This is a genomic window from Pseudomonas sp. CFII68 (assembly GCF_000416195.1).
Classification (GTDB): domain Bacteria; phylum Pseudomonadota; class Gammaproteobacteria; order Pseudomonadales; family Pseudomonadaceae; genus Aquipseudomonas; species Aquipseudomonas kilonensis.
In genome coordinates this window covers 1-24,307 of sequence record NZ_ATLN01000095.1, presented here as the reverse complement: position 1 = coordinate 24,307, position 24,307 = coordinate 1, and the positions used below count along the sequence as shown (strand labels likewise).

22 protein-coding genes are annotated in these 24,307 nt (G+C 61.0%); 10 read left to right on the top strand and 12 right to left on the bottom strand.

Features of this window, described 5'->3' with window-relative positions; translation table 11 throughout:
- Nucleotides 1-172 precede the first annotated feature (172 nt).
- From tauD to CFII68_RS11270, 7 genes are all read right to left on the bottom strand, one after another.
- On the bottom strand, nucleotides 173-1,015 hold the full coding sequence (tauD, locus tag CFII68_RS11245; RefSeq protein ID WP_018608810.1) for a taurine dioxygenase: 843 nt from the start codon (nucleotides 1,013-1,015) through the stop codon (nucleotides 173-175).
- 50 nt (nucleotides 1,016-1,065) lie between these two features.
- Nucleotides 1,066-1,905 (bottom strand): taurine ABC transporter permease TauC, encoded by an 840-nt coding sequence (gene tauC / locus CFII68_RS11250; RefSeq protein WP_018608808.1) that lies wholly within the window; start codon nucleotides 1,903-1,905, stop codon nucleotides 1,066-1,068.
- A complete protein-coding gene (gene tauB / locus CFII68_RS11255) occupies nucleotides 1,902-2,696 on the bottom strand; it encodes a taurine ABC transporter ATP-binding subunit (protein WP_018608806.1) in 795 nt (264 codons plus the stop codon). The genes tauC and tauB overlap by 4 nt, the downstream gene beginning before the upstream one ends.
- 21 nt (nucleotides 2,697-2,717) lie before the next feature.
- Nucleotides 2,718-3,695: a taurine ABC transporter substrate-binding protein gene (gene tauA, locus CFII68_RS11260; RefSeq protein ID WP_018608804.1), complete on the bottom strand. Its 978-nt coding sequence runs from the start codon at nucleotides 3,693-3,695 to the stop codon at nucleotides 2,718-2,720.
- Nucleotides 3,696-4,010: 315 nt separating this feature from the next.
- On the bottom strand, nucleotides 4,011-5,594 hold the full coding sequence (gshA, locus tag CFII68_RS11265) for a glutamate--cysteine ligase (protein WP_018608803.1): 1,584 nt from the start codon (nucleotides 5,592-5,594) through the stop codon (nucleotides 4,011-4,013).
- A 270-nt stretch (nucleotides 5,595-5,864) separates the two neighbouring features.
- Nucleotides 5,865-6,248: a PaaI family thioesterase gene (locus tag CFII68_RS26325; RefSeq protein WP_014336033.1), complete on the bottom strand. Its 384-nt coding sequence runs from the start codon at nucleotides 6,246-6,248 to the stop codon at nucleotides 5,865-5,867.
- Entirely contained in the window at nucleotides 6,248-8,572 is a 2,325-nt protein-coding gene (locus tag CFII68_RS11270; protein ID WP_018608799.1) for a Tex family protein, read from the bottom strand. Before CFII68_RS11270 ends, CFII68_RS26325 begins: the two co-directional genes overlap by 1 nt.
- Nucleotides 8,573-8,928: 356 nt before the next feature.
- Between CFII68_RS11270 and ompR the strand changes: the two genes are divergently transcribed.
- A complete protein-coding gene (gene ompR, locus CFII68_RS11275) occupies nucleotides 8,929-9,669 on the top strand; it encodes a two-component system response regulator OmpR (protein ID WP_003196691.1) in 741 nt (246 codons plus the stop codon).
- A 114-nt stretch (nucleotides 9,670-9,783) separates the two neighbouring features.
- Nucleotides 9,784-11,097, top strand: a complete 1,314-nt coding sequence (locus tag CFII68_RS11280) for an ATP-binding protein (protein WP_018608795.1) — start codon at nucleotides 9,784-9,786, stop codon at nucleotides 11,095-11,097.
- Between the two features lie 165 nt (nucleotides 11,098-11,262).
- Here the strand turns inward: CFII68_RS11280 and rimK are convergent, their stop codons facing one another.
- Nucleotides 11,263-12,168 carry a 30S ribosomal protein S6--L-glutamate ligase gene (gene rimK, locus CFII68_RS11285; protein ID WP_003196697.1) on the bottom strand — a complete coding sequence of 302 codons (906 nt, stop codon included), beginning with the start codon at nucleotides 12,166-12,168 and terminating at the stop codon, nucleotides 11,263-11,265.
- On the bottom strand, nucleotides 12,165-12,629 hold the full coding sequence (locus tag CFII68_RS11290) for an ATP-dependent zinc protease (RefSeq protein ID WP_172436084.1): 465 nt from the start codon (nucleotides 12,627-12,629) through the stop codon (nucleotides 12,165-12,167). Before CFII68_RS11290 ends, rimK begins: the two co-directional genes overlap by 4 nt.
- 254 nt (nucleotides 12,630-12,883) lie before the next feature.
- Between CFII68_RS11290 and CFII68_RS11295 the strand changes: the two genes are divergently transcribed.
- The 3 genes from CFII68_RS11295 (at nucleotide 12,884) to CFII68_RS11305 (ending at nucleotide 16,160) form a co-directional block, all read left to right on the top strand.
- Nucleotides 12,884-13,288, top strand: a complete 405-nt coding sequence (locus CFII68_RS11295) for an RNA-binding S4 domain-containing protein (RefSeq protein WP_018608790.1) — start codon at nucleotides 12,884-12,886, stop codon at nucleotides 13,286-13,288.
- 246 nt (nucleotides 13,289-13,534) lie between these two features.
- Nucleotides 13,535-14,437 (top strand): Hsp33 family molecular chaperone HslO, encoded by a 903-nt coding sequence (hslO, locus tag CFII68_RS11300; protein ID WP_018608788.1) that lies wholly within the window; start codon nucleotides 13,535-13,537, stop codon nucleotides 14,435-14,437.
- Between the two features lie 178 nt (nucleotides 14,438-14,615).
- Nucleotides 14,616-16,160, top strand: a complete 1,545-nt coding sequence (locus tag CFII68_RS11305) for a phosphoenolpyruvate carboxykinase (RefSeq protein ID WP_014336039.1) — start codon at nucleotides 14,616-14,618, stop codon at nucleotides 16,158-16,160.
- 54 nt (nucleotides 16,161-16,214) lie between these two features.
- Here CFII68_RS11305 and CFII68_RS11310 read toward each other — a convergent pair whose 3' ends face one another.
- The 3 genes from CFII68_RS11310 to CFII68_RS11320 form a co-directional block, all read right to left on the bottom strand.
- Nucleotides 16,215-17,486, bottom strand: coding sequence for a type II toxin-antitoxin system HipA family toxin (locus tag CFII68_RS11310; RefSeq protein WP_018608786.1), 1,272 nt, complete (start codon nucleotides 17,484-17,486; stop codon nucleotides 16,215-16,217).
- Nucleotides 17,483-17,980 (bottom strand): helix-turn-helix domain-containing protein, encoded by a 498-nt coding sequence (locus CFII68_RS11315; protein WP_018608784.1) that lies wholly within the window; start codon nucleotides 17,978-17,980, stop codon nucleotides 17,483-17,485. Before CFII68_RS11315 ends, CFII68_RS11310 begins: the two co-directional genes overlap by 4 nt.
- Before the next feature lie 201 nt (nucleotides 17,981-18,181).
- Nucleotides 18,182-18,535, bottom strand: coding sequence for a DUF1493 family protein (locus CFII68_RS11320; RefSeq protein WP_018608782.1), 354 nt, complete (start codon nucleotides 18,533-18,535; stop codon nucleotides 18,182-18,184).
- Nucleotides 18,536-18,724: 189 nt separating this feature from the next.
- On the opposite strand from CFII68_RS11320, the gene CFII68_RS11325 reads away from it, so the two are divergent.
- From CFII68_RS11325 to CFII68_RS11345, 5 genes are all read left to right on the top strand, one after another.
- Complete coding sequence (locus tag CFII68_RS11325) at nucleotides 18,725-19,936, top strand: colicin E3/pyocin S6 family cytotoxin (RefSeq protein WP_018608780.1); 1,212 nt, start codon at nucleotides 18,725-18,727, stop codon at nucleotides 19,934-19,936.
- Nucleotides 19,933-20,160 (top strand): hypothetical protein, encoded by a 228-nt coding sequence (locus CFII68_RS11330; RefSeq protein WP_018608778.1) that lies wholly within the window; start codon nucleotides 19,933-19,935, stop codon nucleotides 20,158-20,160. The genes CFII68_RS11325 and CFII68_RS11330 overlap by 4 nt, the downstream gene beginning before the upstream one ends.
- A 181-nt stretch (nucleotides 20,161-20,341) precedes the next feature.
- Nucleotides 20,342-22,270: an ATP-dependent DNA helicase RecQ gene (locus tag CFII68_RS11335; RefSeq protein WP_018608777.1), complete on the top strand. Its 1,929-nt coding sequence runs from the start codon at nucleotides 20,342-20,344 to the stop codon at nucleotides 22,268-22,270.
- Between the two features lie 107 nt (nucleotides 22,271-22,377).
- On the top strand, nucleotides 22,378-23,604 hold the full coding sequence (locus CFII68_RS11340) for a 3-hydroxyacyl-CoA dehydrogenase (protein WP_018608775.1): 1,227 nt from the start codon (nucleotides 22,378-22,380) through the stop codon (nucleotides 23,602-23,604).
- 43 nt (nucleotides 23,605-23,647) lie between these two features.
- Nucleotides 23,648-24,067, top strand: coding sequence for a thioesterase family protein (locus tag CFII68_RS11345; protein ID WP_018608773.1), 420 nt, complete (start codon nucleotides 23,648-23,650; stop codon nucleotides 24,065-24,067).
- The last annotated feature ends 240 nt before the right edge of the window (nucleotides 24,068-24,307 follow it).

Here is a 24,307-nt window from a genome sequence, read left to right as displayed (position 1 = left end):
CTTGTGGCGAGGGGATTTATCCCCGCTGGGCTGCGTAGCAGCCCCAAATCCTGTCACCCCGGTGTGTCAGGCCGATCGCATTTAGATGTATTGGGGCTGCTGCGCAGCCCAGCGGGGCGGTGCGACGTTTCGCTAAATCCCCTCGCCACAAGAGCAGTCCAGATTCAGTGCCTCACCTGAAAAACGGCACATCCCCCAACACCGTCGCCCGGTGCATCACCCGGCGGGCGGGGCGGTAGTCATCGACGGCAAAGTGCTGGGTGACGCGGTTGTCCCAGAACGCCACGTCGTTGACCTGCCAGCGCCAGCGAAGGGTGAACTCCGGGCGGGTGGCGTGGGCGAAGAGCAGTTTCAGGATCACCTCGCTTTCGGTTTCCGACAGCTCGTTGATCCGTGTCGTGAAGCCTTCATTGACGAACAGCGACCGTCGCCCGCTCACCGGATGAGTGCGGATCACCGGATGGGACAGTGGCGGGTTTTTCCGCCGCGCCGCTTCCCAGCGCGCCAGGTCTTCGGCGGTGTTGCCAAACCGTTCCAATGGAAAGGACCGGGTGAAATCGTGGGCCGCTGTCAGGCCTTCCAGCAAGCGTTTCAAAGGGGCTGACAGCGCTTCGTAGGCCGCGATGCCGCTGGCCCACAACGTGTCGCCGCCAAACGCCGGCAGTAGCTTGGCGCTGAGCACCGCGCCCATGGCCGGCGTCGGTAAAAAAGTCACGTCGGTGTGCCACACGGCGTTGTCGCGGACATCGGTGACGGCGGTGTCGAGCACCAATACTTCGGGCTGCTCCGGTACGTTGGGGTAGATCGGGTGAATGTGCAGGTCGCCAAAATACCCGGCGAAATGCGCTTGTTGCGTCGGGTCGATCGGCTGGTCGCGAAAGAACACCACCTGATGCTTGAGCAAGGCCTGCTCGATGGCCTCGCGATGTTCCGGGCTCAGCGGCTGGCTGATATCGATCCCACTGATCTGCGCGCCGAGGGCTGTGCTCAAGGGAGTAATGGTCGGGCGGTTCATCGTCGTGTTCTCGGATTGGGGCGCCGAATGGTCGGCGTGGTCATTGGCTATCAATGGGCCAAGCCGTGCCATGGCACCAGTTTGCGTTGCAGGGCGCGCAGGCCCATTTCCATGGCGAAGGCGATCAGCGCGATCACCAGGATCCCCAGCACCACCACATCGGTGACCAGGAACTGCGCCGCTGACTGCACCATGAACCCCAGGCCGCTGGTGGCGGCGATCAGCTCGGCGGCCACCAGCGTCGACCAACCCACGCCCAGGCCAATGCGAATGCCGGTGAGAATGTCCGGCAGGGCACTGGGCACGATCACGTGGCGAATCAACTGGGCCCGCGTGGCGCCCAACGATTGCGCCGCGCGTAGCTTGGCCCGGTCGACCGTGCGCACGCCGGTGGCGGTGGCAATGGCAATCGGGGCGAAGATCGCCAGGTAGATCAACAGCACCTTCGACAACTCGCCGATGCCGCACCAGATCACGATCAACGGCAAGTACGCCAACGGCGGAATCGGCCGGTAGAACTCGATCAACGGGTCGAGCACGCCGCGCGCGATGCGGTTGGCGCCAATGGCGATGCCCACCGGCACCGCCGTCAGCACCGCGAACAACAGGCCCAGGCCGATGCGTTCAAGGCTGGCGGCCAGGTGCTGCCAGAGGGTCGAGTCCATGTAGCCGCGGGTCGCCAGCAGCCAACCTTTTTGCAGTACGGCAGACGGCGAGGGCAGGAACAGCGGTTCGATCAGGCCGCTGGCGGTGACGGCCCACCAGACCGCCAGCAGTGCGATCAGGGTCAAGCCGCTGATCCAGCGCGTACTCAGGCTGGGCCTCAAGCCGCCGGCTGGGCGCTTGCTCGTCGTTTCACTGACGGCGGCTGGAATTTCGTAGCTGCTCATGCGCGCTCCTGTGGCCGAGTGGCGCTGCGTTGGGAGAACACCTTGGCGAGCACATGTTCGCGGGTTTCGATAAAGCGCGGGTCGGACTTGATCGACCGCGCCGATTCCCCGGCCCCGTAGCGCTGGCCGAAATCCAGGCTCAGGCGCTCGACGATCTGCCCCGGGTTCGGTGCCAACAGAATCAAGTCAGTGGCGAGGAACACGGCTTCTTCAATGTCATGGGTGATCAGGAACACCGGCTTGGCGGTGCGCTGCCAGACCTGCAGCAACAGTTCCTGCATCTGCTCGCGGGTGAAGGCGTCCAGCGCACCGAAAGGTTCGTCCATCAACAGCACGCGCGGGTCGGCCGCCAGTGCCCGGGCCAGGCCGACGCGTTGCTTCTGGCCGCCGGAGAGCTGCCAGACACGGCGTTGCTCGAAACCGGCCAGGTCCACCAGGGCAAGCATTTCCCGGGCCCGGGCTTCACGCTGTTGCTTGCCGACCCCGGCCAGTTCCAGGCCGAACCCGACGTTTGCCAGCACGTCCTGCCAAGGCAGCAGTGCATCGTCCTGGAACACCACGCCGCGCTCGGCGCTCGGGCCCTTGACCGGCGTGCCGTCGAGGGTGATCTGCCCGGCGCTGGGCTCGACGAACCCGGCAATCAGGTTCAACAGCGATGTCTTGCCACTGCCGGACGGGCCGAGGGCCACCAGCAATTGCCGGGGCCCCAGGGTCAGTGAAATATCCGCCAGCACAGGTTCCGCCGCGCCGGGGTACTGTGCGCTGATGCGCTCCAGCTGTAGCAAGGCCATCGCGTGTCTCCCTTTTTTCGCTCAACGAGTGATGTATTTGGCGCTGACGTAAGGCGCGTAGTCCGGCAGCACGGCTTCGACCTTGCCTTGCTCCTTGAGGAACGCTGCGGTGTCGGTGATGGCTTGGGTGGTCGGTGCGCCGAGGCTCACGACCTGATCGGCCGCCAGGGGAAAGACGTTGCCTTGCAGCAACAGCGGGATATCGCTGGCCTTGGCGCCGGAGAGCTTCACCAGTTTGTCGACGTTGGACGCATCGGCCAGCCAGGCTTGTGGGTCCTTGCGGTAGTGGGCGTAGGCATCCAGGGTGACTTTGGCGAAGGCTGTGACAATTTCAGGGTGCTTCTGGGCGAAGTCCTTGCGCACGATCCAGGCGTCGAAGGTCGGTGCGCCGAACTTCGCCAGTTCCGCGGACGTGATCAGGACTTTGCCGTTTTCCTTGGCCACGCCCAGGGCCGGGTCCCAGACGTAGGTGGCGTCGATGTCGCCGCGCTTCCAGGCGGCGATGATGGCCGGTGGCGCCAGGTTGAGCACGGTGACTTTCGACGGGTCAATGTTCCAGTGCTTCAACGCGGCGAGCAGGCTGTAATGTCCGGTGGACACGAACGGCACGGCGATCTTCTTGCCGATCAGGTCTTGCGGGGAGTTGATGCCGGAACCGTCACGCACCACCAAGGCCTCGGCGGCGCCGATCTGGGTGGCGATGAGGAAGGTTTCCACCGGGACCTTGCGGGTGATGGCCGCCGTCAACGGGCTGGAACCGAGGTAGCCGATCTGCACGTCGCCCGAGGCGATGGCGGTGATGACATCGGCGCCGTTGTCGAACTTGCGCCAGTCGATCTTGGTTTGGGTGGCTTTTTCATAGGCGCCATCGGCCTGGGCGACTTTGGCCGGGTCGACGGTGGTCTGGTAAGCGACGGTCAGGTCGGTCGCCTGGGCAAAAAGACTCGTTGCAGCCAGGGAGGCGGCCGCGAGAAGGCGAAGGGGGAAACTCAAAGACATGGGAAAGCTCCTCAACAGGCCGCCGGATGGTCGGCGTTGGAGGAGACTAAATGATCTAAGAATTGGAAAATAAATAACTTTTTCGAATGAGCTTATTTTCGAAAAAATCTATGCAAGGGGCAGAAATGGGAGTTGTACATGGCTTTTGTGGCGAGGGGATTTATCCCCGCTGGGCTGCGTAGCAGCCCTAAAGCTCCTCTTCAGTGTGTCAGACAGATCGCTTCCCGCCGTTTTGGGGTCGCTTCGCAACCCAGCGGGGATAAATCCCCTCGCCACAAAGCTGCATCCCCACGCAGGAATCATGGGAATGCTCGGTTAGTTACTGATCGCCAGGATGCTCGCCTGATACGAACCCACGAACACGTCGAAATCCCCCACCTCGTTCTGCTCCAGATCGGCCTGTTGGACCAGTGATTCCCGGGCGGTTTCTTCGAATGCAGCCTGTTCCTGGGCAGGCAAAGGCTCGGCGCGGAAGAACTCGGCGTGGGCCTTGCTTTGGCGCAGGGAGAACTGGGCGAAGCTTTCCTGATGTTCGGCCATGGCGGCCAGTACCTGGGCGGAGGGGGTCAGGGACGGGTCGCGGACTTTCGCCAATTGCGCGTCCAGCGCCTGGCGGTGGGCATCGCCACCTTGGCTCTGGTCGAGCAGCGAGGCCAGCGGGGCGATTTTTTCCAGCAATTCGACGGCCCAGGCCTGCATGTCCACCGATTGACCCTGGCGCTGCAATTGCAGGCCAGGCTTGCGGCCTTCCTTGACCACGGTCAGGAAGTTGCTCGTGGCGTTGCCGCATTCGTTGTTTTCCAGCTGCGGGCTGTCATTGAGGCCGCAATACAGCAGGAACGCATCGAGGAATCGCGACTCGGTGAGGTCGATGCCCATCGGCAGGAACGGGTTGATGTCCAGGCAACGCACTTCGACGTACTGGATCCCCCGGGCCATCAAGGCCTGGATCGGCCGCTCTCCGGTGTAGGTCACGCGTTTGGGGCGGATGTTGGAGTAGTACTCGTTTTCGATCTGCAGGATGTTGGTGTTGAGCTGCACCCACTCGCCGTTCTGGTGAGTGCCGACTTCGACGTACGGCGCATAAGGCGTCGCCACCGCTTTGCGCAGGCTGTCGGTGTAACTGGCCAGGTCGTTGTAGCAAGGCGTGAGGCCGGCCTGGGCGTTGCTCTGGTAACCCAGGTCGCTCATGCGCAGGCTGGTGGCGTAGGGCAGATACAGGGTGTCCGGGTCCAGTTGCTCCAACTGGTGCGGGCGACCGCGCAGGAAACCGGCGTCCAGGGCCGGCGAGGCACCGAACAGGTACATCAGCAACCAGCTGTAGCGGCGGAAATTGCGGATCAGCGCGATGTAGGCCGACGACTGGAAATCACGGTCGCTGGTCTCGACGCCTTCGGACTGCCGAAGCAGGGGCCAGAGCTTTTCCGGCAGGGAAAAGTTGTAGTGGATCCCGGCAATGCATTGCATGGTCTTGCCGTAGCGCAGGGCCAGGCCCTTGCGATAGACGTACTTGAGACGACCGATGTTCGAGGTGCCGTAATACGCGATCGGGATGTCCTCTTCCGCCGGCAGTGGGCACGGCATCGAAGGGCTCCACAGGTACTCGTCGCCGAGTTTGCTGTAGGCAAACCGGTGGATCTTGTCGAGGCTGCGCAGGGTATCGGCCGGGTTGGCCAGGGCTGGCGTGATGAACTCCAACAGCGACTCGGAATAGTCGGTAGTGATCTGTTCGTTGGTCAGCGCCGAACCCAGGGCTTTGGGATGCGGGGTCTGCGCCAGGTGCCCATCGCCGGTGACGCGCAGGCATTCACGCTCGATGCCGTGCAGGCACCGTTCGAGCAGGGAGAGGTTGGCGCGCTCGCCGAGCAGGGCCAGGCGGCGGTTTAAAAGGTCGCTCAAGTTGAATTCCTTCACGCGTCAGTCGCCCCAATATGGGGGTGGGCAAGACGGTCTACAAGGGTGAAGTTAAAACTGGCGTTTTCGCCTGGTTTTCATGCTGCCAAAGACAATCATCACACCCCCTGTGGGAGCGAGCCTGCTCGCGATAGCGGTCTGTCAGTCAACTTTTATGTTGACTGGTCCACCGCTATCGCGAGCAGGCTCGCTCCCACAAGGGGTTTCGGCGCGGCATTCATGGCATCGAAATTACCGCAAATCGATGACAGGGAGCTATAGGACAGCGAACGTGCCTTGCGCTTTTGCGACCAGTTTGTCGCCTTGCATCACCTCGGCCTCGACCACCAGCGTGCGTCGGCCCGGGTGGATGACCCGGGCGGTGCACAACACGTCGCCGTCGGACACGGCGCGAATGTAGTTGATCTTGCATTCGATGGTCGCGCTCTGCTGGTCAAAGCCATGGACACTGGAGCAGGCCAGTCCCATGGCGATGTCCACCAGGCTGAACAGCGCGCCGCCGTGCAGCTTGCCGCCGCGATTGCGCAACGGCGGCTCAAGGCTCAGGGCGACTTGCGCCACCCCGTCCCCAAGGCTGTGCAAACGGCAGCCGAGCAGCTTGAAGAACGCGCTCTCCACCAACCCGGCTGGCACGTCCATCAGCGTTTCTTCAACTGCTTGGCGTTGGCGAACAACGAAGCCATGGCGTTGTTGGACGGAGCCGCGGTGGTGGTCTCCTTGCGTGGCGCGGTGTTCTGCGACTGACGAGGCGTCGAGCCAGGACGTGCACCACGGGCACCGTCGACTTTCTCGCCCGGCGTGTCGCTCATGCGCATCGACAGGCCGACGCGTTTGCGCGGGATGTCGACTTCCATGACCTTCACTTTCACCACATCACCGGCCTTCACCGCTTCGCGCGGGTCCTTGATGAACTTCTCGGACAAGGCCGAGATGTGCACCAGACCGTCCTGGTGCACGCCGATGTCGACGAAGGCACCGAAGTTGGTGACGTTGGTCACCACGCCTTCGAGGATCATGCCCGGTTGCAGGTCCTTGAGGTCTTCGACGCCGTCCTGGAACTCGGCGGTCTTGAACTCGGGGCGTGGGTCGCGGCCCGGTTTCTCCAGTTCCTGGAGGATGTCGGTGACGGTGGGCAGGCCGAAGGTTTCGTCGGTGAATTTCTTCGGATCCAGGTGCTTGAGGAACCCGGCGTCACCGATCAGCGAACGGATGTCGCGGTCGGTCTGGGCGGCGATGCGTTGCACCAACGGGTAGGCTTCAGGGTGGACCGCGGAGGAGTCCAGCGGGTTATCGCCGTTCATCACCCGCAGGAAGCCGGCGGCCTGTTCGAAGGTCTTTTCACCCAGGCGCGGGACTTTCTTCAACGCGGCGCGGGTCTTGAACGCGCCATGTTCGTCACGGTGGGTGACGATGTTCTGCGCCAGCGTGGCGTTCAGACCGGAGATACGCGCCAACAGCGCCACCGAAGCGGTGTTCACGTCCACGCCCACGGCGTTCACGCAATCCTCCACCACCGCGTCCAGGCCGCGGGCCAGTTTCAGTTGGGAAACGTCGTGCTGGTACTGGCCGACACCGATGGATTTCGGGTCGATCTTCACCAGTTCCGCCAGCGGGTCCTGCAGGCGACGGGCGATGGACACCGCGCCACGGATCGACACGTCCAGGTCCGGGAATTCCTTGGAGGCCAGTTCCGATGCCGAGTAAACCGAAGCGCCGGCCTCGGAGACCATGACCTTGGTCATCTTCATGGCTGGGTATTTCTTGATCAGCTCGGCGGCCAGCTTATCGGTCTCGCGGCTGGCGGTGCCGTTGCCGATGGCGATCAGGTCCACCGAATGCTTGGCGCACAGGGCGGCGAGCACGGCGAGGGTCTGGTCCCACTTGTTGTGCGGCACGTGCGGGTAGACCGTGGCGTGGTCCAGCAGTTTGCCGGTGGAATCCACCACCGCCACCTTGCAACCGGTGCGCAGGCCAGGGTCCAGGCCCAGGGTGGCGCGTGGGCCGGCCGGTGCGGCCAGCAGCAGGTCGTGCAGGTTGTGGGCGAACACGTTGATCGCCTCGGTCTCGGCGTTATCGCGCAACTCGCCCAGCAGGTCGGTTTCCAGGTGGGTGTAGAGCTTGACCTTCCAGGTCCAGCGCACCACCTCGGCCAGCCATTTGTCGGCGGCGCGATTCTGGTTCTGGATGCCGAACTGCTGGCCGATCATGCCTTCGCACGGGTGCATGGTGCCGGGCAATTCTTCACCGACTTTCAGTGCGGAGCTGAGAATGCCTTCGTTGCGACCACGGAAAATCGCCAGGGCACGGTGGGACGGCATGCTCTTGAGCGGTTCGTCGTGTTCGAAGTAGTCGCGAAACTTCGCGCCTTCCTCTTCCTTGCCGGCGATCACCCGGGCGCTGAGGGTGGCTTCCTGCTTGAGGTAGCTGCGCAGTTTTTCCAGCAGGTTGGCGTCTTCGGCGAAGCGCTCCATGAGGATGTACTTGGCGCCTTCCAGCGCCGCTTTCACGTCCGCCACACCTTTGTCGGCATCGACGAAGCGCGCGGCTTCGGCTTCCGGGGCCAGGGTCGGGTCGTTGAACAGGCCGTCGGCCAGCTCGCCGAGGCCGGCTTCCAGGGCGATCTGGCCCTTGGTGCGGCGCTTTTGCTTGTAGGGCAGGTACAAGTCTTCGAGGCGGGTCTTGGTGTCGGCCAGCTTGATGTCGCGCTCAAGTTGCGGGGTCAGCTTGCCCTGCTCCTGGATGCTGGCCAGGATGCTGATGCGCCGTTCGTCGAGTTCTCGCAGGTAGCGCAGGCGCTCTTCCAGATGCCGCAATTGGATGTCATCGAGGCTGCCGGTCACTTCTTTCCGGTAACGGGCGATGAAAGGCACCGTGGAACCTTCATCGAGTAGCGCGACGGCCGCTTCGACCTGTTGTGGGCGTACGCCGAGTTCCTCGGCGATGCGGCTGTTGATGCTGTCCATAAAACCACCTGACAAATTGTGAAATCAGGCTCGCCACCGCAGAAGCCGGGCTCGGCGAGACTGGTTGAGCGGCCTGGCATGCGCCGCTGCCTGGGTCAAAAGGCTGCCTGTTGACCCGCGAAATTCAAAAAGTGCTGCCTGGCCAAGGGGAAAAAATGGCACGCCGGGTCACGATCCGGCATTCCCTGGCACAAAAGGCCGCGCATTATAACCAGCGTTCCGTCCTGAGGGGGGGACATGGTCTGTAGGCTTGATGCCCGGATTTGTGGAGATAGAGGAAAAATCTGCTAACAATGCACACCGTGCGTATAACGGCAGCTAGGCCATAATGCGCGCCGAGATCAAAGGAGCTTCCTATGAGCAGCACTGCACAAACTGCTGAAGGCGAAAAAATTCTTATTGTTGACGACGATCCGGGGCTGAGCAGCTTGCTGGAACGCTTTTTCGTCAGCAAGGGCTACCGCGCCCGCACCGTACCGAACACCGAGCAAATGGACCGACTGCTGGCCCGTGAAGTTTTCAACCTGGTGGTGCTCGACCTGATGCTGCCCGGTGAAGACGGCCTGACAGCCTGCCGCCGCCTGCGCGGTGCCAACAACCAGATCCCGATCATCATGCTCACCGCCAAGGGCGACGAGCTGAGCCGTATCAAGGGCCTGGAACTGGGCGCCGACGATTACCTGGCCAAGCCGTTCAACCCTGACGAGCTGATGGCCCGCGTCAAGGCGGTGCTGCGTCGCCAGTCGGCGCCGGTACCTGGCGCGCCAGGCAGCGAAGATGAGAGCGTGACCTTCGGCGACTATGAGCTGTCCCTGGCCACTCGCGAGCTCAAGCGCGGTGATGAGGTCCATATGCTCACCACCGGCGAGTTCGCGGTGCTCAAGGCGCTGGTGATGAACGCCCGCCAGCCGCTGACCCGCGACAAGTTGATGAACCTGGCCCGTGGTCGTGAATGGGATGCGCTGGAGCGCTCCATCGACGTGCAGATTTCCCGCCTGCGCCGGATGATCGAACCCGATCCTTCCAAGCCGCGGTACATCCAGACCGTCTGGGGCGTGGGTTATGTATTCGTACCGGATGGCGCCGCCAGCAAGTGATCGGCGATTTGTAGGAGCGGGTGGCCTGGCCGGTTGAAATGTCTTCTTCCAGGCGACTCGCGGTCTGTCATTGTGCGAGCATCGCTCGCTCCTGCAAGTGTGTAGCGGTTATTCATGAAAACCCCCGTTTGGTTCCCCCAGAGTTTCTTCTCCCGCACCCTCTGGCTGGTGCTGATCGTCGTGCTCTTCTCCAAGGCACTGACGCTGGTGTACCTGCTGATGAACGAAGACGTTCTCGTGGACCGGCAGTACAGCCACGGTGTTGCCTTGACCCTGCGGGCCTATTGGGCGGCGGACGAAACCAACCGAGCGAAAATTGCCGAGGCGGCGACGCTGATCCGCGTTGTCGGTGCCGGCGTGCCGGAGGGCGAGCAACACTGGCCCTACAGCGAGATCTATCAACGCCAGATGCAGGCCGAACTGGGCGCCGATACCGAGGTGCGATTGCGCATGCACTCGCCGCCGGCGCTGTGGGTGCGGGCCCCGAGCCTGGGGGATGGCTGGCTGAAAGTGCCGTTGTACCCGCATCCGCTGCGCGGCCAGAAAATCTGGAACGTGCTCGGCTGGTTCCTGGCCATCGGCCTGCTGTCGACGGCGTCGGCGTGGATCTTCGTCAGCCAGCTCAACCAACCATTGAAACGCCTGGTCTACGCCGCCCGCCAACTGGGCCAGGGGCGCAGCGTGCGGCTGCCCATCAGCGATACGCCCAGCGAAATGACCGAGGTCTACCGTGCCTTCAACCAGATGGCCGAGGATGTCGAACAGGCCGGGCGTGAGCGTGAGTTGATGCTCGCTGGCGTCTCCCATGACCTGCGCACGCCGCTGACCCGGCTACGGTTGTCGCTGGAGTTGATGGGCGAGCACACCGACCTGACCGACGAGATGGTCCGCGACATCGAGGACATGGACGCGATTCTCGACCAGTTCCTGGCGTTCATTCGCGACGGTCGTGACGAGTCGGTGGAAGAGGTGGACCTCAGTGAATTGGTGCGGGAGGTGGCCGCGCCCTATAACCAGAACGATGAGAAATTGCACCTGCGCCTGGAGCCGATCCAGCCGTTCCCGTTGCGCCGCGTGTCGATGAAGCGCTTGCTGAACAACCTGATCGGCAATGCGCTGAACCACGCAGGCACCGGTGTCGAAGTCGCGGCCTATGTCTCCGGTGACACCAGCGCGCCTTATGTGGTGCTGAGCGTCATGGACCGTGGCGCCGGCATCGATCCCTCTGAGCTGGAAGCCATTTTCAACCCCTTCACTCGCGGTGATCGCGCCCGGGGCGGGAAGGGCACGGGGCTGGGCCTGGCCATCGTCAAGCGCATCGCCTCGATGCACGGCGGCAATGTCGAGCTGCGTAACCGCGTCGGTGGTGGGTTGGAAGCTCGGGTGCGGTTGCCGTTGGGCTTGATGCTGCCTCGGGATGCGGTGTAGCGGCTTTTCTCAAGTAAGACAGAGAACCTGTGGGAGCGAGCCCTGTGGGAGCCGAGCTTGCTCGCGATGAACGATAACAGGGTCTTCCAGTAGACCGAGGCGCCTTCATCGCGAGCAAGCTCGGCTCCCACAAAGGCCCGCTCCCACAGGTTTTGTACTGGTGCGTTAACCCTTGCCCTTGGTCCGGGTCATGTTCGGCCCGCCATTCTTTTCCAGATGCTCGATGATGATCCCGGCCACGTTCTTGCTCGTGGTGGTCTCGATCCCTTCCAGGCCTGGCGAGGAGTTGACCTCCATCACCAGCGGTCCGTGGTTGGAACGCAGGATGTCCACGCCCGCCACGGCCAGGCCCATGACTTTCGCGGCCCGCAGGGCGGTCATGCGTTCTTCCGGGGTGATCTTGATCAGGCTGGCACTGCCGCCGCGATGCAGGTTGGAGCGGAACTCTCCGGGCTTGGCCTGGCGTTTCATCGAGGCGATCACCTTGTCGCCGACGACGAAGCAGCGAATGTCCGCGCCACCGGCTTCCTTGATGTACTCCTGGACCATGATGTTCTGCTTCAGGCCCATGAACGCCTCGATCACCGATTCCGCCGCCGTTGCGGTTTCACACAAGACCACGCCGATGCCCTGGGTACCTTCCAGCACCTTGATCACCAGCGGTGCGCCGTTGACCATCGCAATCAGGTCGGGAATGTCATCGGGGGAATGGGCAAAACCGGTGACGGGCAGGCCGATCCCGCGCCGTGACAGCAACTGCAGCGAGCGCAGCTTATCCCGGGAGCGGGCGATGGCCACCGACTCGTTGAGGGGAAACACCCCCATCATTTCGAACTGACGCAACACGGCGCAGCCATAGAACGTCACCGATGCGCCGATGCGCGGGATCACCGCATCGAACCCTTCCAGCGGCTTGCCACGGTAATGGATCTGCGGCTTGTGGCTGGCGATGTTCATGTAGGCGCGCAGGGTATCGATCACCACCATTTCATGGCCTCGTTCGGTCCCGGCTTCAACCAGGCGACGAGTGGAATACAGACGCGGATTACGCGACAGCACAGCGATCTTCATGCAACACCTGTGGCAGAGGTAGTGGACACCGGGAATGCCGGCTTGTCTTGAACGTATTTGGTACCCGGATTGACCACCAGCTGGCCGTCGATCAAGGCTTTGGAACCCAGTAACAGGCGATATCGCATGGATTTGCGGCAGGCAAGGGTGAACTCGACCCGCCAGACCCGGTCACCCAGCGCCAGCGTTGTGCTGATCACGTAGCGGACCTGAGCGTGGCCGTTGGAACTCTTTATGGTCTTGCGGGCCACCAGTGGCGCTTCGCAGCGGCGATGGCGCAACTGCACCACCGTGCCGAGGTGCGCCGTGAAGCGCACCCACTTTTCGCCATCGCGCTCGAACGGCTCGATGTCGGTGGCATGCAGGCTGGAGGTGCTGGCGCCGGTGTCGATTTTTGCCCGCAGGCCCACGACTCCCAGATCCGGGAGCGCCACCCACTCGCGCAGACCGACAACGGTCAAATGGTCAAAAGTCTTCAATAAAAAAACCTGCGATCAGTACATCGGATCGTGGACTCCGCGAATCGCGGTATTCACGCAGAATAATCACAAAATGGCGACAGTTATCTACGCACTTGTTTGTGCTTGTAACCGATTGCGACCCAAGCCATGTGTGTGACGGTGGTTCGGCGGGCATTCTATCCGTCGAGCCGGATTCGTGCGCTCGACAAAAACGGTAGTACAGTTCTGGCTATTGGCAGAAAAGAGGAAACGCAGTGGCACAAAAAAAGGAAGAGGACGACAAGGTCCGTCTCGATAAATGGTTGTGGGCGGCGCGATTCTACAAGACGCGGGCCCTGGCCAAGACCGCCATCGAAAGCGGCAAGGTTCATCACCGGGGAGAGCGTTGCAAGCCGGGCAAAGAGCCACGCGTTGGCGATGAATTTGTCATCCGCACCGGCTTCGATGAAAAGACCGTGGTGGTCGAGGCCCTGTCGATCGTGCGTCGCGGCGCGCCTGAAGCGCAGGCGCTGTATCGCGAAACCGAAGCCAGTATCGCCAAGCGTGAAACCGCCGCCGCGCAACGCAAGGCCGGCGCCCTGGGGGTCAGCACCGACGGCAAGCCGAGCAAGAAGCAGCGCCGGGACCTGTTCAAGTTTCGTGGCAGCAATAGCGAATAAAGCGCCGGTCATTTCACCCGTGGCGAGGGAGCTTGCTCCCGCTCGGTTGCGCAGCGACCGTAAGATTTTGGGGCCGCTGCGCAGCCCAGCGGGAGCAAGCTCCCTCGCCACAATGCCTCAGTCCTGCATATTCAGGTGAGGTGTCAGTACCTTCCCGTCAGGCAAACCCAAGCCTTGCTTGGAACCCACCCTGAATGCCCATAAAATGCCTGCCATCATTTGTCATCACCTCAGATACCAGACCCTATGACTGATTTACCGGATACCGACTACACCCAACGTTTCATCTTCGATGACAGCGACGCCCGTGGCGAGCTGGTGGCGTTGGAGCGTAGCTACGCCGAAGTCCTCGCCAAGCACCCCTACCCGGAGCCGGTCGCACAAATGCTCGGCGAGCTGATGGCGGCTGCGGCGTTGTTGGTGGGCACCTTGAAGTTCGATGGCCTGCTGATTCTCCAGGCGCGTTCCGATGGTCCGGTGCCGTTGCTGATGATCGAGTGCTCCAGTGAGCGCGAAATCCGTGGCCTGGCCCGTTATGACGCCGAGCAGATCGGGCCTGACGCAACGCTGGCCGACATGATGCCCAATGGCGTGCTGGCCCTCACGGTCGATCCGACCCAAGGCCAGCGTTACCAGGGAATTGTCGATCTGGACGGGGCAACCCTGGCCGATTGCTTCACCAACTACTTCGTCATGTCCCAGCAGACCAATACCCGCTTCTGGCTCTACGCCGACGGGCGGCGCGCTCGCGGTTTACTGCTGCAGCAACTGCCTGCCGACCGCCTGCGTGACCCGGAAGAACGCGACGCCAGTTGGCAGCACGTCACCGCTCTGGCCAGCACCCTGAGCGCCGATGAGCTGTTGAGCCTGGACAACGAAACCGTGTTGCATCGCCTCTATCACGAGGAGCAGGTACGCTTGTTCGACGGACAGCCGTTGCGCTTCCAATGCAGTTGCTCTCGTGAACGTTCCGCCAATGCGCTGGTCAGTCTGGGTCTGGAAGATGCGCAGCAACTGGTGATCGAGCATGGCGGTGCCATCGAGGTCGATTGCCAGTTTTGCAACGAGCGCTACCTGTTCGACGCGGCGGACATCGCTCAATTGTTCGCGGGTGCGGGTGTCGACACACCGTCAGATACTCGTCACTAAAACGTTTCAGCGCAGGTAAATCTCCTGGCAAGTGCCGGATTTACGCCGTACTGACGGGAGGGCCCTACTCTTTTTGGGGTTTTCTGGCATAATCCGGCCCACTTTTTTCGGGTAGTAGTGCGCGACTTCCTACTACAAAACGTTTGGAGCACTCGGCCACGGGCCGACGGGGAATCTCATGACGCAAGCCAATAACGCCGTGTACACCGATCTGAGTGTCGATGATCTGGTCAAAGAAGCCCTGAATCGCGGTGAAGGCGAGCTTGCCGATACTGGCGCGCTGGTTGTTCGTACCGGTCATCGTACCGGTCGCTCGCCAGTCGACCGTTTCATCGTGGAAGAGCCAACCACCCAGGACGCCATCGCCTGGGGCCCGATCAACCGCAAGTTCCCGGCCGACAAGTTCGATGCCCTGTGGAGCCGCGTCGAAGCCTACCTGGGCGAGCGCGAGCGTTTTGTATCCCACGTGCATGTAGGCTCCGACCCTGCGCACTACCTGCCAGTCAAGATGACCACCGAGACCGCGTGGCACAACCTGTTTGGCCGTTGCCTGTTCATCAACCCCGAGCAGTACAACGCCGGTGGCAAGGACGAGTGGCAGATCCTCAACGCGCCGAACTTCGTTTGCGAGCCTGAGCGTGACGGCACCAACTCCGACGGTACCGTGATCATCAACTTCGCGGCCAAGAAAGTGCTGATCGCCGGCATGCGCTACGCCGGTGAAATGAAGAAAGCCCTGTTCTCCGTACAGAACTTCCTGCTGCCGGCCGTTGACGTGCTGCCGATGCACTGCGCCGCGAACATGGGCGAAGAAGGCGATGTGACCCTGTTCTTCGGCCTGTCGGGTACCGGCAAGACCACCCTGTCCGCCGACGAAAGCCGTTACCTGATCGGTGACGACGAGCACGGCTGGGGCGTGGGCGTGGTCTTCAACATCGAAGGCGGCTGCTATGCCAAGTGCATCGACCTGTCCGAGAAGAACGAGCCGGTTATCTGGAAAGCCATCCAGCACGGCGCCGTACTGGAAAACGTCGTCCTGGACCCGGTCACCAAGAAAGCCGACTACGCCGACGACAGCCTGACCCAGAACAGCCGCGCCGCCTACCCGCGTGAGCTGATCGAAAAACGCGCACCGAAAAACCTCGGTGGCGAGCCAAACGCCGTGATCTTCCTGACCTGCGACCTGACCGGTGTACTGCCGCCTGTGTCGATCCTCAGCGAAGAACAAGCTGCCTACCACTTCCTGTCCGGCTACACCGCGCTGGTGGGTTCGACCGAAATGGGTTCGGGCAGCGGCATCAAGTCGACCTTCTCCACCTGCTTCGGCGCCCCGTTCTTCCCGCGTCCAGCCGGTGAGTACGCTGAGCTGCTGATCAAGCGCATCCGTGGTTTCGGCTCCAAGGTCTACCTGGTCAACACCGGCTGGACCGGCGGCGGCTACGGCGTTGGCAAGCGCTTCAACATCCCGACCACCCGTGCGGTGATCGCGGCGATCCAGAGCGGCGCGCTGATCGGTGCTGAAACCGAACACCTGGACATCATCAACCTGGACGTGCCACTGGCTGTTCCAGGCGTCGAGACTGTCCTGTTGAACCCACGCAACACCTGGGCCGACAAAGCTGCCTACGACGAAGCGGCCAAGGCATTGGCCGGTCTGTTCACCGAGAACTTCAAGAAGTTCGACGTGAGCGACGCGATCAAGGCTGCCGGTCCACAGCTGTAAGGCTTGGTTAGCGAATGAAAAAACCGCCCTTCATGGGCGGTTTTTTATGGGCGGCTATTTGTGTGAAAGCTGGAATGCGGACGCCATATTGTCCTGATCTCGCCTCGATAGCCCCAAAGCTCCAGCTAGTACGGGCCATTGGCTGATCACCTCTTGGAATTGCGCAATGATCTCCTGGGCATCGATCTGACTGACCCGAAAGTACTCAGCCACCTCAAGGGCGAGCTCAAGATCCAGGGCATTGTCCGCATCGGTGATGTTGAGTTTCAGTCCATCGGCGTGTGGTACCGGGTTCATGTCGTAGGCAGGAGACAAGCGCCATCCTCGGCCTGGATCGAGGATAAAACCGTGATTGCGCAGATGGTCGTCGGTGTTGGAGACCAGAATGTTGAACACAATCCTAGACCATAGCTCACGCAGATCCGCCTTCGGCTGTGAGCCATGTTTCATCAAGACCTCCGCCAGCTCCAGATAACTGGCGCCTGTCGAGGCATCATCACCGTCCATCCTGTCGGTCATGGTCATGGCTGAGGAAAAGTGCAGTCGGCCACCTCGTTCTGTACGGTCGAATCGCTTGACCATGAAACAGTGATGATCACTTCCGTAGCGTCGAGCAGTGCCGGTAGCAACCCGTAGACCACAATGATTGGCCAGCGCGTTCACCACCATCTCCCAACCGCCGACGTCATAGTCATCGCGAGTGCTTGGAAACTTGGCGATCCATAGGTGTCCGTGCTCATCTGCGACGCTGGCCTTGGGCCTGGCTCCACCGAGTGATCCTCCAGGGGCGATCAGCATTCTCAGCCATTCGCGGCCATTGAGGGCTGTGTTGTCTGGATCGTTTTCCAGTGCTCGGCTTGCTTGCTCCAAGGCGCGTAGTTCGACAAAAGGGGGGGCTGCGACACCGTCGCGGTCATCGAGGAAGTTGCCTTCGTCATTAAGTTTGTATCGGAGCGCCCCGACTCGATAGTGATCATGCACCCCTAAAAGGTAGTCGGACTCGTACAGCTTGCTGTCCTTGGGAAGCAATCCGTCCCGAATGTCTCGCTCCAGTCGCCGCTTCATCAGCAGTTGTCCCCAACGGTCAGGGCTCGAATCGGCGAACACGCCAAAGCGAGTCTGGTGCTGGCCAGGAAATTGACGACCCTCAAAGGGTCTGATGCGGGGGTCCAGAGATGTGGAACTCAACTGCGGATCGGACAGCGCGGCAGCGTCGTACTCAAACTCGAACACATTGGTGGAGCGAGCCTTCCGCGCATGCAGGAAGCCAAGGCGTCTCGGACCACCCAGCGACTCCCAGTCGGCATACACAGCAATCAATGTCATTGTTCACCCGTCGAAGGTTTGGGTTGTTTTTTCTGGGTCAACAAATTGGAAAGAGAGTGGGTATTGAAAGGAAAGTCAGTAGAGGCATCAGAAATTTGCCTGTTGCCCTCAACCACGTCCGTATTCTTGTCTTGGGCTGGGGGAGGGCTTTCCAAGGAAGTTGCTCTGCGGACTCGCGAACCTTTGCCGGTCATTGTGCTTGCTGACGGAAGCAATTGAGCATCTTGCAGTTGCCTTCCGATTTCATCGGTTGCTGCAAGTTTGTTCAAATCTCTTTCCAGACCCAACACCTGCATGACTGACAGATAAGCGCCAATGGTGACCCCTGCCCCACCTGACTCAAGAGAGCGCAGAGTTGTCAGGGACATGCCCGCTCTCTCTGCGACTTGCTTGGCGGTCAGCTTGCGGCGTAGCCGGGCAAGCTTCAGCCGCTCGCCGAATGCGGACAGCAGTTTGGATGCGGCGGGCAAGAGAGGCGCTGTTTTCTTGGCCATATGCCAATATTCCTTTATTTTTAAGCATTAACTACCAGAATATTAGCACTTAGCTTGGAGGCTCGCTGCGCTGGCTTGGGGAAAATGAAAAGGCTGCGATTCCTGCGAGGCTTATGAACGTCGACCTCAAGTAACTGCCATTATTCCACCTCAAATAGAGGAATACAGCCAGAATAATGCCACTTAAGCCGTGCAGGTTGACTAGCCCCCTTCCACTTCCCGCGTATCCCATCGTTGCGCCTTGATTGCCTTGTAGAGCATGCCGATGGTCAGTGGCGTCTTGTTCCCACGGCCCTTGGCTCTGCGCTTTTGAAACACATCAAATCCTTCAGGCTGAAAATAGCGGTAGGCGTCGTAATCGATGAGCTCGATGGCGAAGCGCTCCTCCAGTGCCTCCATCAGATGCCGGGCGTCCGCGCCATCGCAACCCAGGTCGAGATTGATCGCGGTGTCCAGGCGAATCGTCTTGCGTTCAGGCAGGCCGATTTCTTCGTGGAGCAGCTCCATGAGCTGGCGCATGGTGTGATCGTCGGGGAAGTCTGGGGCGAGGTGCATGGCGGGGGTTCCGGGATGTTGGCGTGCGTCCGTCTGGAGGGAAAGTTTAGGGGGAATCGCAGGCCATTGGAAAAAGAAGAAAGGTCTCACAGTAGTCTCGGAACCGTCTGCTGAGTATTTCCCTGGCCGCTCGGTAAGGTTCGCCACGCCCTTTCAATGGGGGTAACGGCGACCGAGCAGGGATGAAGCATGACGAAAGGAAAGACCAGTGTTCCGCAGGTCTGGGAGCATTACGGTGGCGATCGGGGCTACAGGATCCTGCGGGACATGACCCCCAGCGAACTGGCAAAAAGAGATGCCGATCAACACGCCTATGAGGCCATGCTCGCCAGGCAGGCGGCGTACATGAGCGAGCGTCTGGCCCAGGTCCGCGAAGCATTACCTTCCGACGTGAAGGGTTGCGTATTTGCCAAGTCCTGCAAGCTGCCTGATTCAGTCATCGACTACCACAACCCGACCGGGTACATCCCGACTGAAGCCCTGAGGGAGTACGGCCAATTTACCTTGTTGGGTGGCCGTCAAGCTGACGAGTCAGGGCGCATTCAGCTTAAGAGTATCAGTGGGTCGTTACCGGCAAGCTTCGGTACGTTTGCCTTGGGTCGGACGATGCCGGTCTCCCTTGGTGCTGCTGCCGGGGCTGCTGGTGCGATCAGCGCTCCTGTGGCGGCGGGTGTACTGATCGGTCTGGTGGGGTTGCTGATGCCCTCGAACCTGGGTGACGGTTCGTTGTACACAGAAGAGCAACTGCGCTCCCTGGAGCAGGCACGTACGCGGGTGCGGTTGCATGTCGAAATCCAGGCCGATGGCACGCTCAAGGGATACGGCTACAACACCCAGGCGCGACGTGGCTGGGAAATGATTCCTGTGGTGACGTTCCAGGCTCGCGGCGAGCAGCAAGTGGCGGACTTTGGCGAAGGGGTCGAGTTGATCTGGACGCCGGCAGTCGATCCTTCCGCGACGCTGGGCATCCCGGCGCTGGAGGCCGCGCCACAGGCTCCGCACATCTGGATTTTTCCGCCGACGCCTGCGGCGGACAGCATCATCGTCAACCCGATCTATCCGCCGGAGTACAAGGATTTCATTCTTGTGTTTCCGGCAGATTCTGGGGTTTCGCCGTTGTATATCGTGCTCAGCATTTCTGATCACAAATATCACCCGACCCCGAAAGGTGCAATTCCTGCTTTTCCTGATCTTGTTCGCGGTCGGTCAAAAACTCCCGTACAAGGAGGTGGAGGATTACGTCCACGTTGGCACGACCGGAAAGGCAATATTTATGAATGGGACCGGCAGCATGGTGCCCTTGAAAAGTACAACCCGCGTGGAAACCATTTGGGTGAGTTCAATCACATCACGGGCGAACAGACCAAAAAAGCGGATAAGACAAGGAAGGTAGAGCCATGAGTTTTGGGGTGTTGGGTTTTTATCCTGGTAAGGATGAGCTGGTATTTGAGCAGAGCATCAGCTTGTCGGTGGAGGACTTGAAGCCCGTGATGCAATGGGCAGGTAGTAATGATCATATTGGTGCGGACTTCAGGCTTTCAACAAAGCAAGTACTTGAAATCGAACGGTTGGCATCGTTGGTTCTTCCTCAAGGACTGGATCTTTATTTAACGTCTTATGACTGAACACCAAGCTCAAACTGTCAGCTATCAAACGTCTTCGCGCTTGCGTTGACTCCCGAGTCGATCAGCGTCACGGCCATTCAGGCTGTATCATCCCGTATCGATTCGACCCCGACCTTTTCTCGACTCGCTGCATTGTCCCGCTAGGCTTTGGGCATCGCAGCAGTCAAAGGAGCGACCGCGCATGCACAGCACCCTGGAACAGGTTTTCGGTTATCCACAGTTTCGTCCCGGTCAGGAGGCGGCCATCGGCGCCGTGCTGGCCGGTCGGTCGGCGGCGGCCATTTTCCCCACCGGCTCGGGCAAGTCCCTGTGTTATCAATTGTCGGCCCTGCTCTTGCCGCACCTGACCCTGGTGGTCTCACCGTTGCTGGCGCTGATGCAGGACCAGTTGGCGTTCCTCAAGCGCCACGGCATCGCGGCGGCGAGTATCGATTCGGCCCAGGGTCGTGACGAAACCAACGATGCCATGGCGCGGGCCCGGTCGGGCGAGTTGAAGATCCTGATGATCTCCGTGGAGCGCCTGAAGAACGAGCGCTTTCGCAATTTCCTGCAGCAGGTGCCGATCTCGTTGCTGGTGGTGGACGAGGCCCACTGTATTTCCGAATGGGGGCATAACTTCCGACCTGACTACCTCAAGCTTCCCGATTACCAGCGTGAGTTCAATATTCCCCAGGTGTTGCTGCTGACGGCCACCGCCACACCCAAGGTCATCGCGGACATGCAGGCGAAATTCGCCATCGCCGCCGCCGATGTGGTGACGACCGGTTTCTACCGGTCGAACCTCAATCTGCTGGTCGAGCCTGTACTGGGTGCCGACAAGCGCGCACGGCTGGTGCAATGGCTGGGCGAGCGGGCCGGGCAACCGAGCATTGTCTACGTCACCTTGCAGCGAACCGCCGAGCAGATCGCCGAACACCTGGGCCAGCACGGTATCGTGGCCGAGGCCTATCACGCCGGTTTGCCCCATGAACAACGCGAAGATATCCAGCGGCGGTTCATGGGCGGGCAATCCAATTGCATCGTCGCGACCATCGCTTTCGGCATGGGCATCGACAAGAGCGATATCCGCAATGTCGTGCATTTCGATCTGCCCAAGTCCATCGAGAACTACAGCCAGGAAATCGGCCGGGCCGGGCGGGATGGGCAGCCGTCCGATTGCCTGGTGCTGGCCAACCGCGACAGTCTCAACGTGCTGGAAAACTTTGTGTATGGCGATACGCCGGAACTTGCAGGCATTCGTTGCGTGCTCGATGACCTGAAGGCCGCCGGCCCCGATGGGCAATGGGAGTTCTTGCTGGGCCCCTTGGCGGACCAGAGCAACATCCGGCAACTGCCGCTCAAGACGCTGCTGGTCCAGTTGGAGCTGCGCCGGCTGATCGCGCCACGCTATGCCTATTTCGCGGAGTATCGCTTCAAGTACCTGAGCGAGCCGCACGAGCTGCTGGCGCACTTCGAAGGTGAGCGAAGGGACTTCGTCTCGGCCATCATCCAGACCTCCAGTCGCGCCCGGGCCTGGGCCACGGTAAATTTCGATGGGATGTACCAGCAATATCACGCTGAGCGTAATCGTGTGGTCAAGGCGCTGGATTATTTCCAGGAAAAGGGCTGGATCGAGCTGGAAAGCAAACAGATGACCGAGGTGTACAGCGTGCTGCAAGCGGACCTGGATACGCAGGTCTTGAGTGCCGAGCTACACGCCTATTTCACCCGACACGAACAAGGTGAAATCGCGCGAATCCACGCCATGCTCGAGTTGTTCGCCACCGACCGTTGCCTGGGTTACCGCCTGGCGCAATATTTCGGCGATGACCATGCGCCAATCCAGTGTGGCCATTGTTCGGTGTGCCATGGGCATGTCGCTCGCCTGCCGGAGCCGCCTGCGTTGCCGGCGCTTGTGGATAAAAACTTCGAGGCGCTGTGCGGCGACTTTATCCACAAGCACGAGCAGCATAGCGGCAGCGTGCCGTCTGCCGAGCGCCTCACCCGCTTCCTGTGCGCAATCAGCGTGCCGCTGTTCACCCGATTGAAGGCGCGGAAGATCCACGGATATGCCGCACTGGAAGCGTATCCATACGCTGAAGTTCGCCAGTGGACCCAAGCGCACCTGTGAGCTGCATCCATCCGCTGAATGCCCTTCATCACACGAATAAATTTCAAAAATATTCGGCGGCTGACTAAGGTGAAGGCTGTCTTCGGATCGCCAACAAGAGAGCCAACATGAACCAGACACCTTTCGATATTCAGCGTGCCGCGGTGGTCGGAGCAGGCACCATGGGCAGGGGCATCGTGATGTGCCTGGCCAACGCTGGCGTAGCGGTGCAGTGGGTCGACAACAATCCGCAGATGCTCGAGCAGGCCCTGGTCGCCGTGGCCGAGACCTATGCCCATGGCGTGCGCCAGGGCCGTATCGACCAGGGTGAGGCCGATGCGCGGATCGCCCGGGTGACACGGGCGGAGGATTACGCGGCAATCCGCAATGTGGACCTGGTGATCGAAGCGGTTTACGAAAACCTTGAGCTCAAACAGAAAATCTTTCGTGAGCTGGACGGCCTGCTCAAGCCCGAAGCCATCCTGGCGAGCAACACCTCGGCGCTGGACATCGATTCCATCGCCGCTGTCACCCGCCGGCCAACCCAGGTCCTGGGCCTGCATTTCTTCAGCCCGGCGCACATCATGAAGCTGCTGGAAATCGTTCGCGGAGCACAAACCTCCAAAACGGTGCTGGACGCGGCGTTGGTGCTGGGCAAGCGCATGGGCAAGGTCAGCGTTGTATCGGGCAATTGCCATGGATTCATTGGCAACCGAATGCTTCATCCTTATGTGCTGGAAGCGCGCAAGATGCTGCTGGAGGGGGCATTCCCCCTTCAGGTGGATGCGGCGTTGCAAGGCTTCGGCTTCGCCATGGGGCCGTTTCGCATGTACGACGTCGTCGGCATCGACCTGGAATGGCGCGCCCGTGAGCTGGCGGGCAAGGGCCAGGACGCGCCCGAGGTGCAAGTGGACAACCGTTTGTGCGAGCTGGGGCGGTTCGGCCAGAAAAGCGGCAATGGGTACTATCACTACGAGCCGGGCAGTCGACAGGCCGAGCATGATGTCGAGGTCGATGCGCTGGTGCTGCGGGTCAGTGAGGCGCTGGGTTTCCAGCGTCGCGAGATCGGCCCGGAGGAAATCCTCGAGCGGTGCTTGCTGGCGCTGGTCAACGAGGGGGCAAAGATCCTGCAGGAAGGCATTGCCGAGTCGGCCCACGATATCGACCTGGTCTACCTGAACGGTTACGGCTTCCCAGTGGACAAGGGCGGGCCGATGGCCTGGGCCGACGGGCAGGGGCTGGAGAATATCCACACACGCCTGCTGGAGCTCGAAACGAAGCAGGGCGACCAGTGGAAGCCCGCGCGCCTGATCGGCGAGCTGGCAGCACAGGGCAAGGGGTTCGCGAACCGATAGGTCGCCATCCCGTGAACCATTGAACAACCATGAAGAGCACTTGATGCCCCAACGCAACGAATACCCACACTTGCAACCCATCACCACACGCTGGCACGACAACGATGTGTACGGTCATGTCAATAACGTCACCTACTACAGTTTTTTCGACACCGCCGTGAATACCTACCTGATCGAAGTGGGTGGCCTGGATGTCCATGACGGAGAGGTGGTGGGGTTCGTGGTGAGCTCGGCCTGCGACTACTTCGCCTCGATTGCCTTTCCAGACCGGATTGAAATTGGCCTGCGGGTCGGCAAGCTGGGCAGCAGTTCGGTGCAATACGAGCTGGCGGTGTTCAAGGCGGGCGAGGAGGAGGCTTGCGCGGCGGGGCGTTTTGTTCACGTATTCGTGGACCGGGCGTCGAATCGGCCAGTGGCGATTCCGGATCGGCTGCGTGGGGCTTTGGAACAGTTGGTGGTCTGAAACAAAAAATCGCAGCCTCCTGTCAGCTCTGGGAGCTGCCGGAGGCTGCGATCTTCAACGGCGGATATCAGTCAGCCGTTAGTCGCGGTAGTGGCGATGATGTTTTTTGCGATGCCCGTAGGCATGGCCGCGACCTGGGTGGCCGTCACGGTAGTAGCGGCGGTCACCACGGCGACCGTCATAACGACGATCATCGTCATCGTCCTTGCCCATGTAGTTACCCAGCGCGCCACCCGCGCC

Coding starts and splice junctions, on each gene's coding strand:
- tauD (WP_018608810.1), bottom strand. CDS start 1,015: ATGAACCGCCCGACCATTACTCCCTTGAGCACAGCCCTCGGCGCGCAG.
- tauC (WP_018608808.1), bottom strand. CDS start 1,905: ATGAGCAGCTACGAAATTCCAGCCGCCGTCAGTGAAACGACGAGCAAG.
- tauB (WP_018608806.1), bottom strand. CDS start 2,696: ATGGCCTTGCTACAGCTGGAGCGCATCAGCGCACAGTACCCCGGCGCG.
- tauA (WP_018608804.1), bottom strand. CDS start 3,695: ATGTCTTTGAGTTTCCCCCTTCGCCTTCTCGCGGCCGCCTCCCTGGCT.
- CFII68_RS26325 (WP_014336033.1), bottom strand. CDS start 6,248: ATGGACGTGCCAGCCGGGTTGGTGGAGAGCGCGTTCTTCAAGCTGCTC.
- CFII68_RS11270 (WP_018608799.1), bottom strand. CDS start 8,572: ATGGACAGCATCAACAGCCGCATCGCCGAGGAACTCGGCGTACGCCCA.
- ompR (WP_003196691.1), top strand. CDS start 8,929: ATGAGCAGCACTGCACAAACTGCTGAAGGCGAAAAAATTCTTATTGTT.
- CFII68_RS11280 (WP_018608795.1), top strand. CDS start 9,784: ATGAAAACCCCCGTTTGGTTCCCCCAGAGTTTCTTCTCCCGCACCCTC.
- rimK (WP_003196697.1), bottom strand. CDS start 12,168: ATGAAGATCGCTGTGCTGTCGCGTAATCCGCGTCTGTATTCCACTCGT.
- hslO (WP_018608788.1), top strand. CDS start 13,535: ATGACTGATTTACCGGATACCGACTACACCCAACGTTTCATCTTCGAT.
- CFII68_RS11305 (WP_014336039.1), top strand. CDS start 14,616: ATGACGCAAGCCAATAACGCCGTGTACACCGATCTGAGTGTCGATGAT.
- CFII68_RS11310 (WP_018608786.1), bottom strand. CDS start 17,486: ATGACATTGATTGCTGTGTATGCCGACTGGGAGTCGCTGGGTGGTCCG.
- CFII68_RS11315 (WP_018608784.1), bottom strand. CDS start 17,980: ATGGCCAAGAAAACAGCGCCTCTCTTGCCCGCCGCATCCAAACTGCTG.
- CFII68_RS11320 (WP_018608782.1), bottom strand. CDS start 18,535: ATGCACCTCGCCCCAGACTTCCCCGACGATCACACCATGCGCCAGCTC.
- CFII68_RS11325 (WP_018608780.1), top strand. CDS start 18,725: ATGACGAAAGGAAAGACCAGTGTTCCGCAGGTCTGGGAGCATTACGGT.
- CFII68_RS11330 (WP_018608778.1), top strand. CDS start 19,933: ATGAGTTTTGGGGTGTTGGGTTTTTATCCTGGTAAGGATGAGCTGGTA.
- CFII68_RS11335 (WP_018608777.1), top strand. CDS start 20,342: ATGCACAGCACCCTGGAACAGGTTTTCGGTTATCCACAGTTTCGTCCC.
- CFII68_RS11340 (WP_018608775.1), top strand. CDS start 22,378: ATGAACCAGACACCTTTCGATATTCAGCGTGCCGCGGTGGTCGGAGCA.
- CFII68_RS11345 (WP_018608773.1), top strand. CDS start 23,648: ATGCCCCAACGCAACGAATACCCACACTTGCAACCCATCACCACACGC.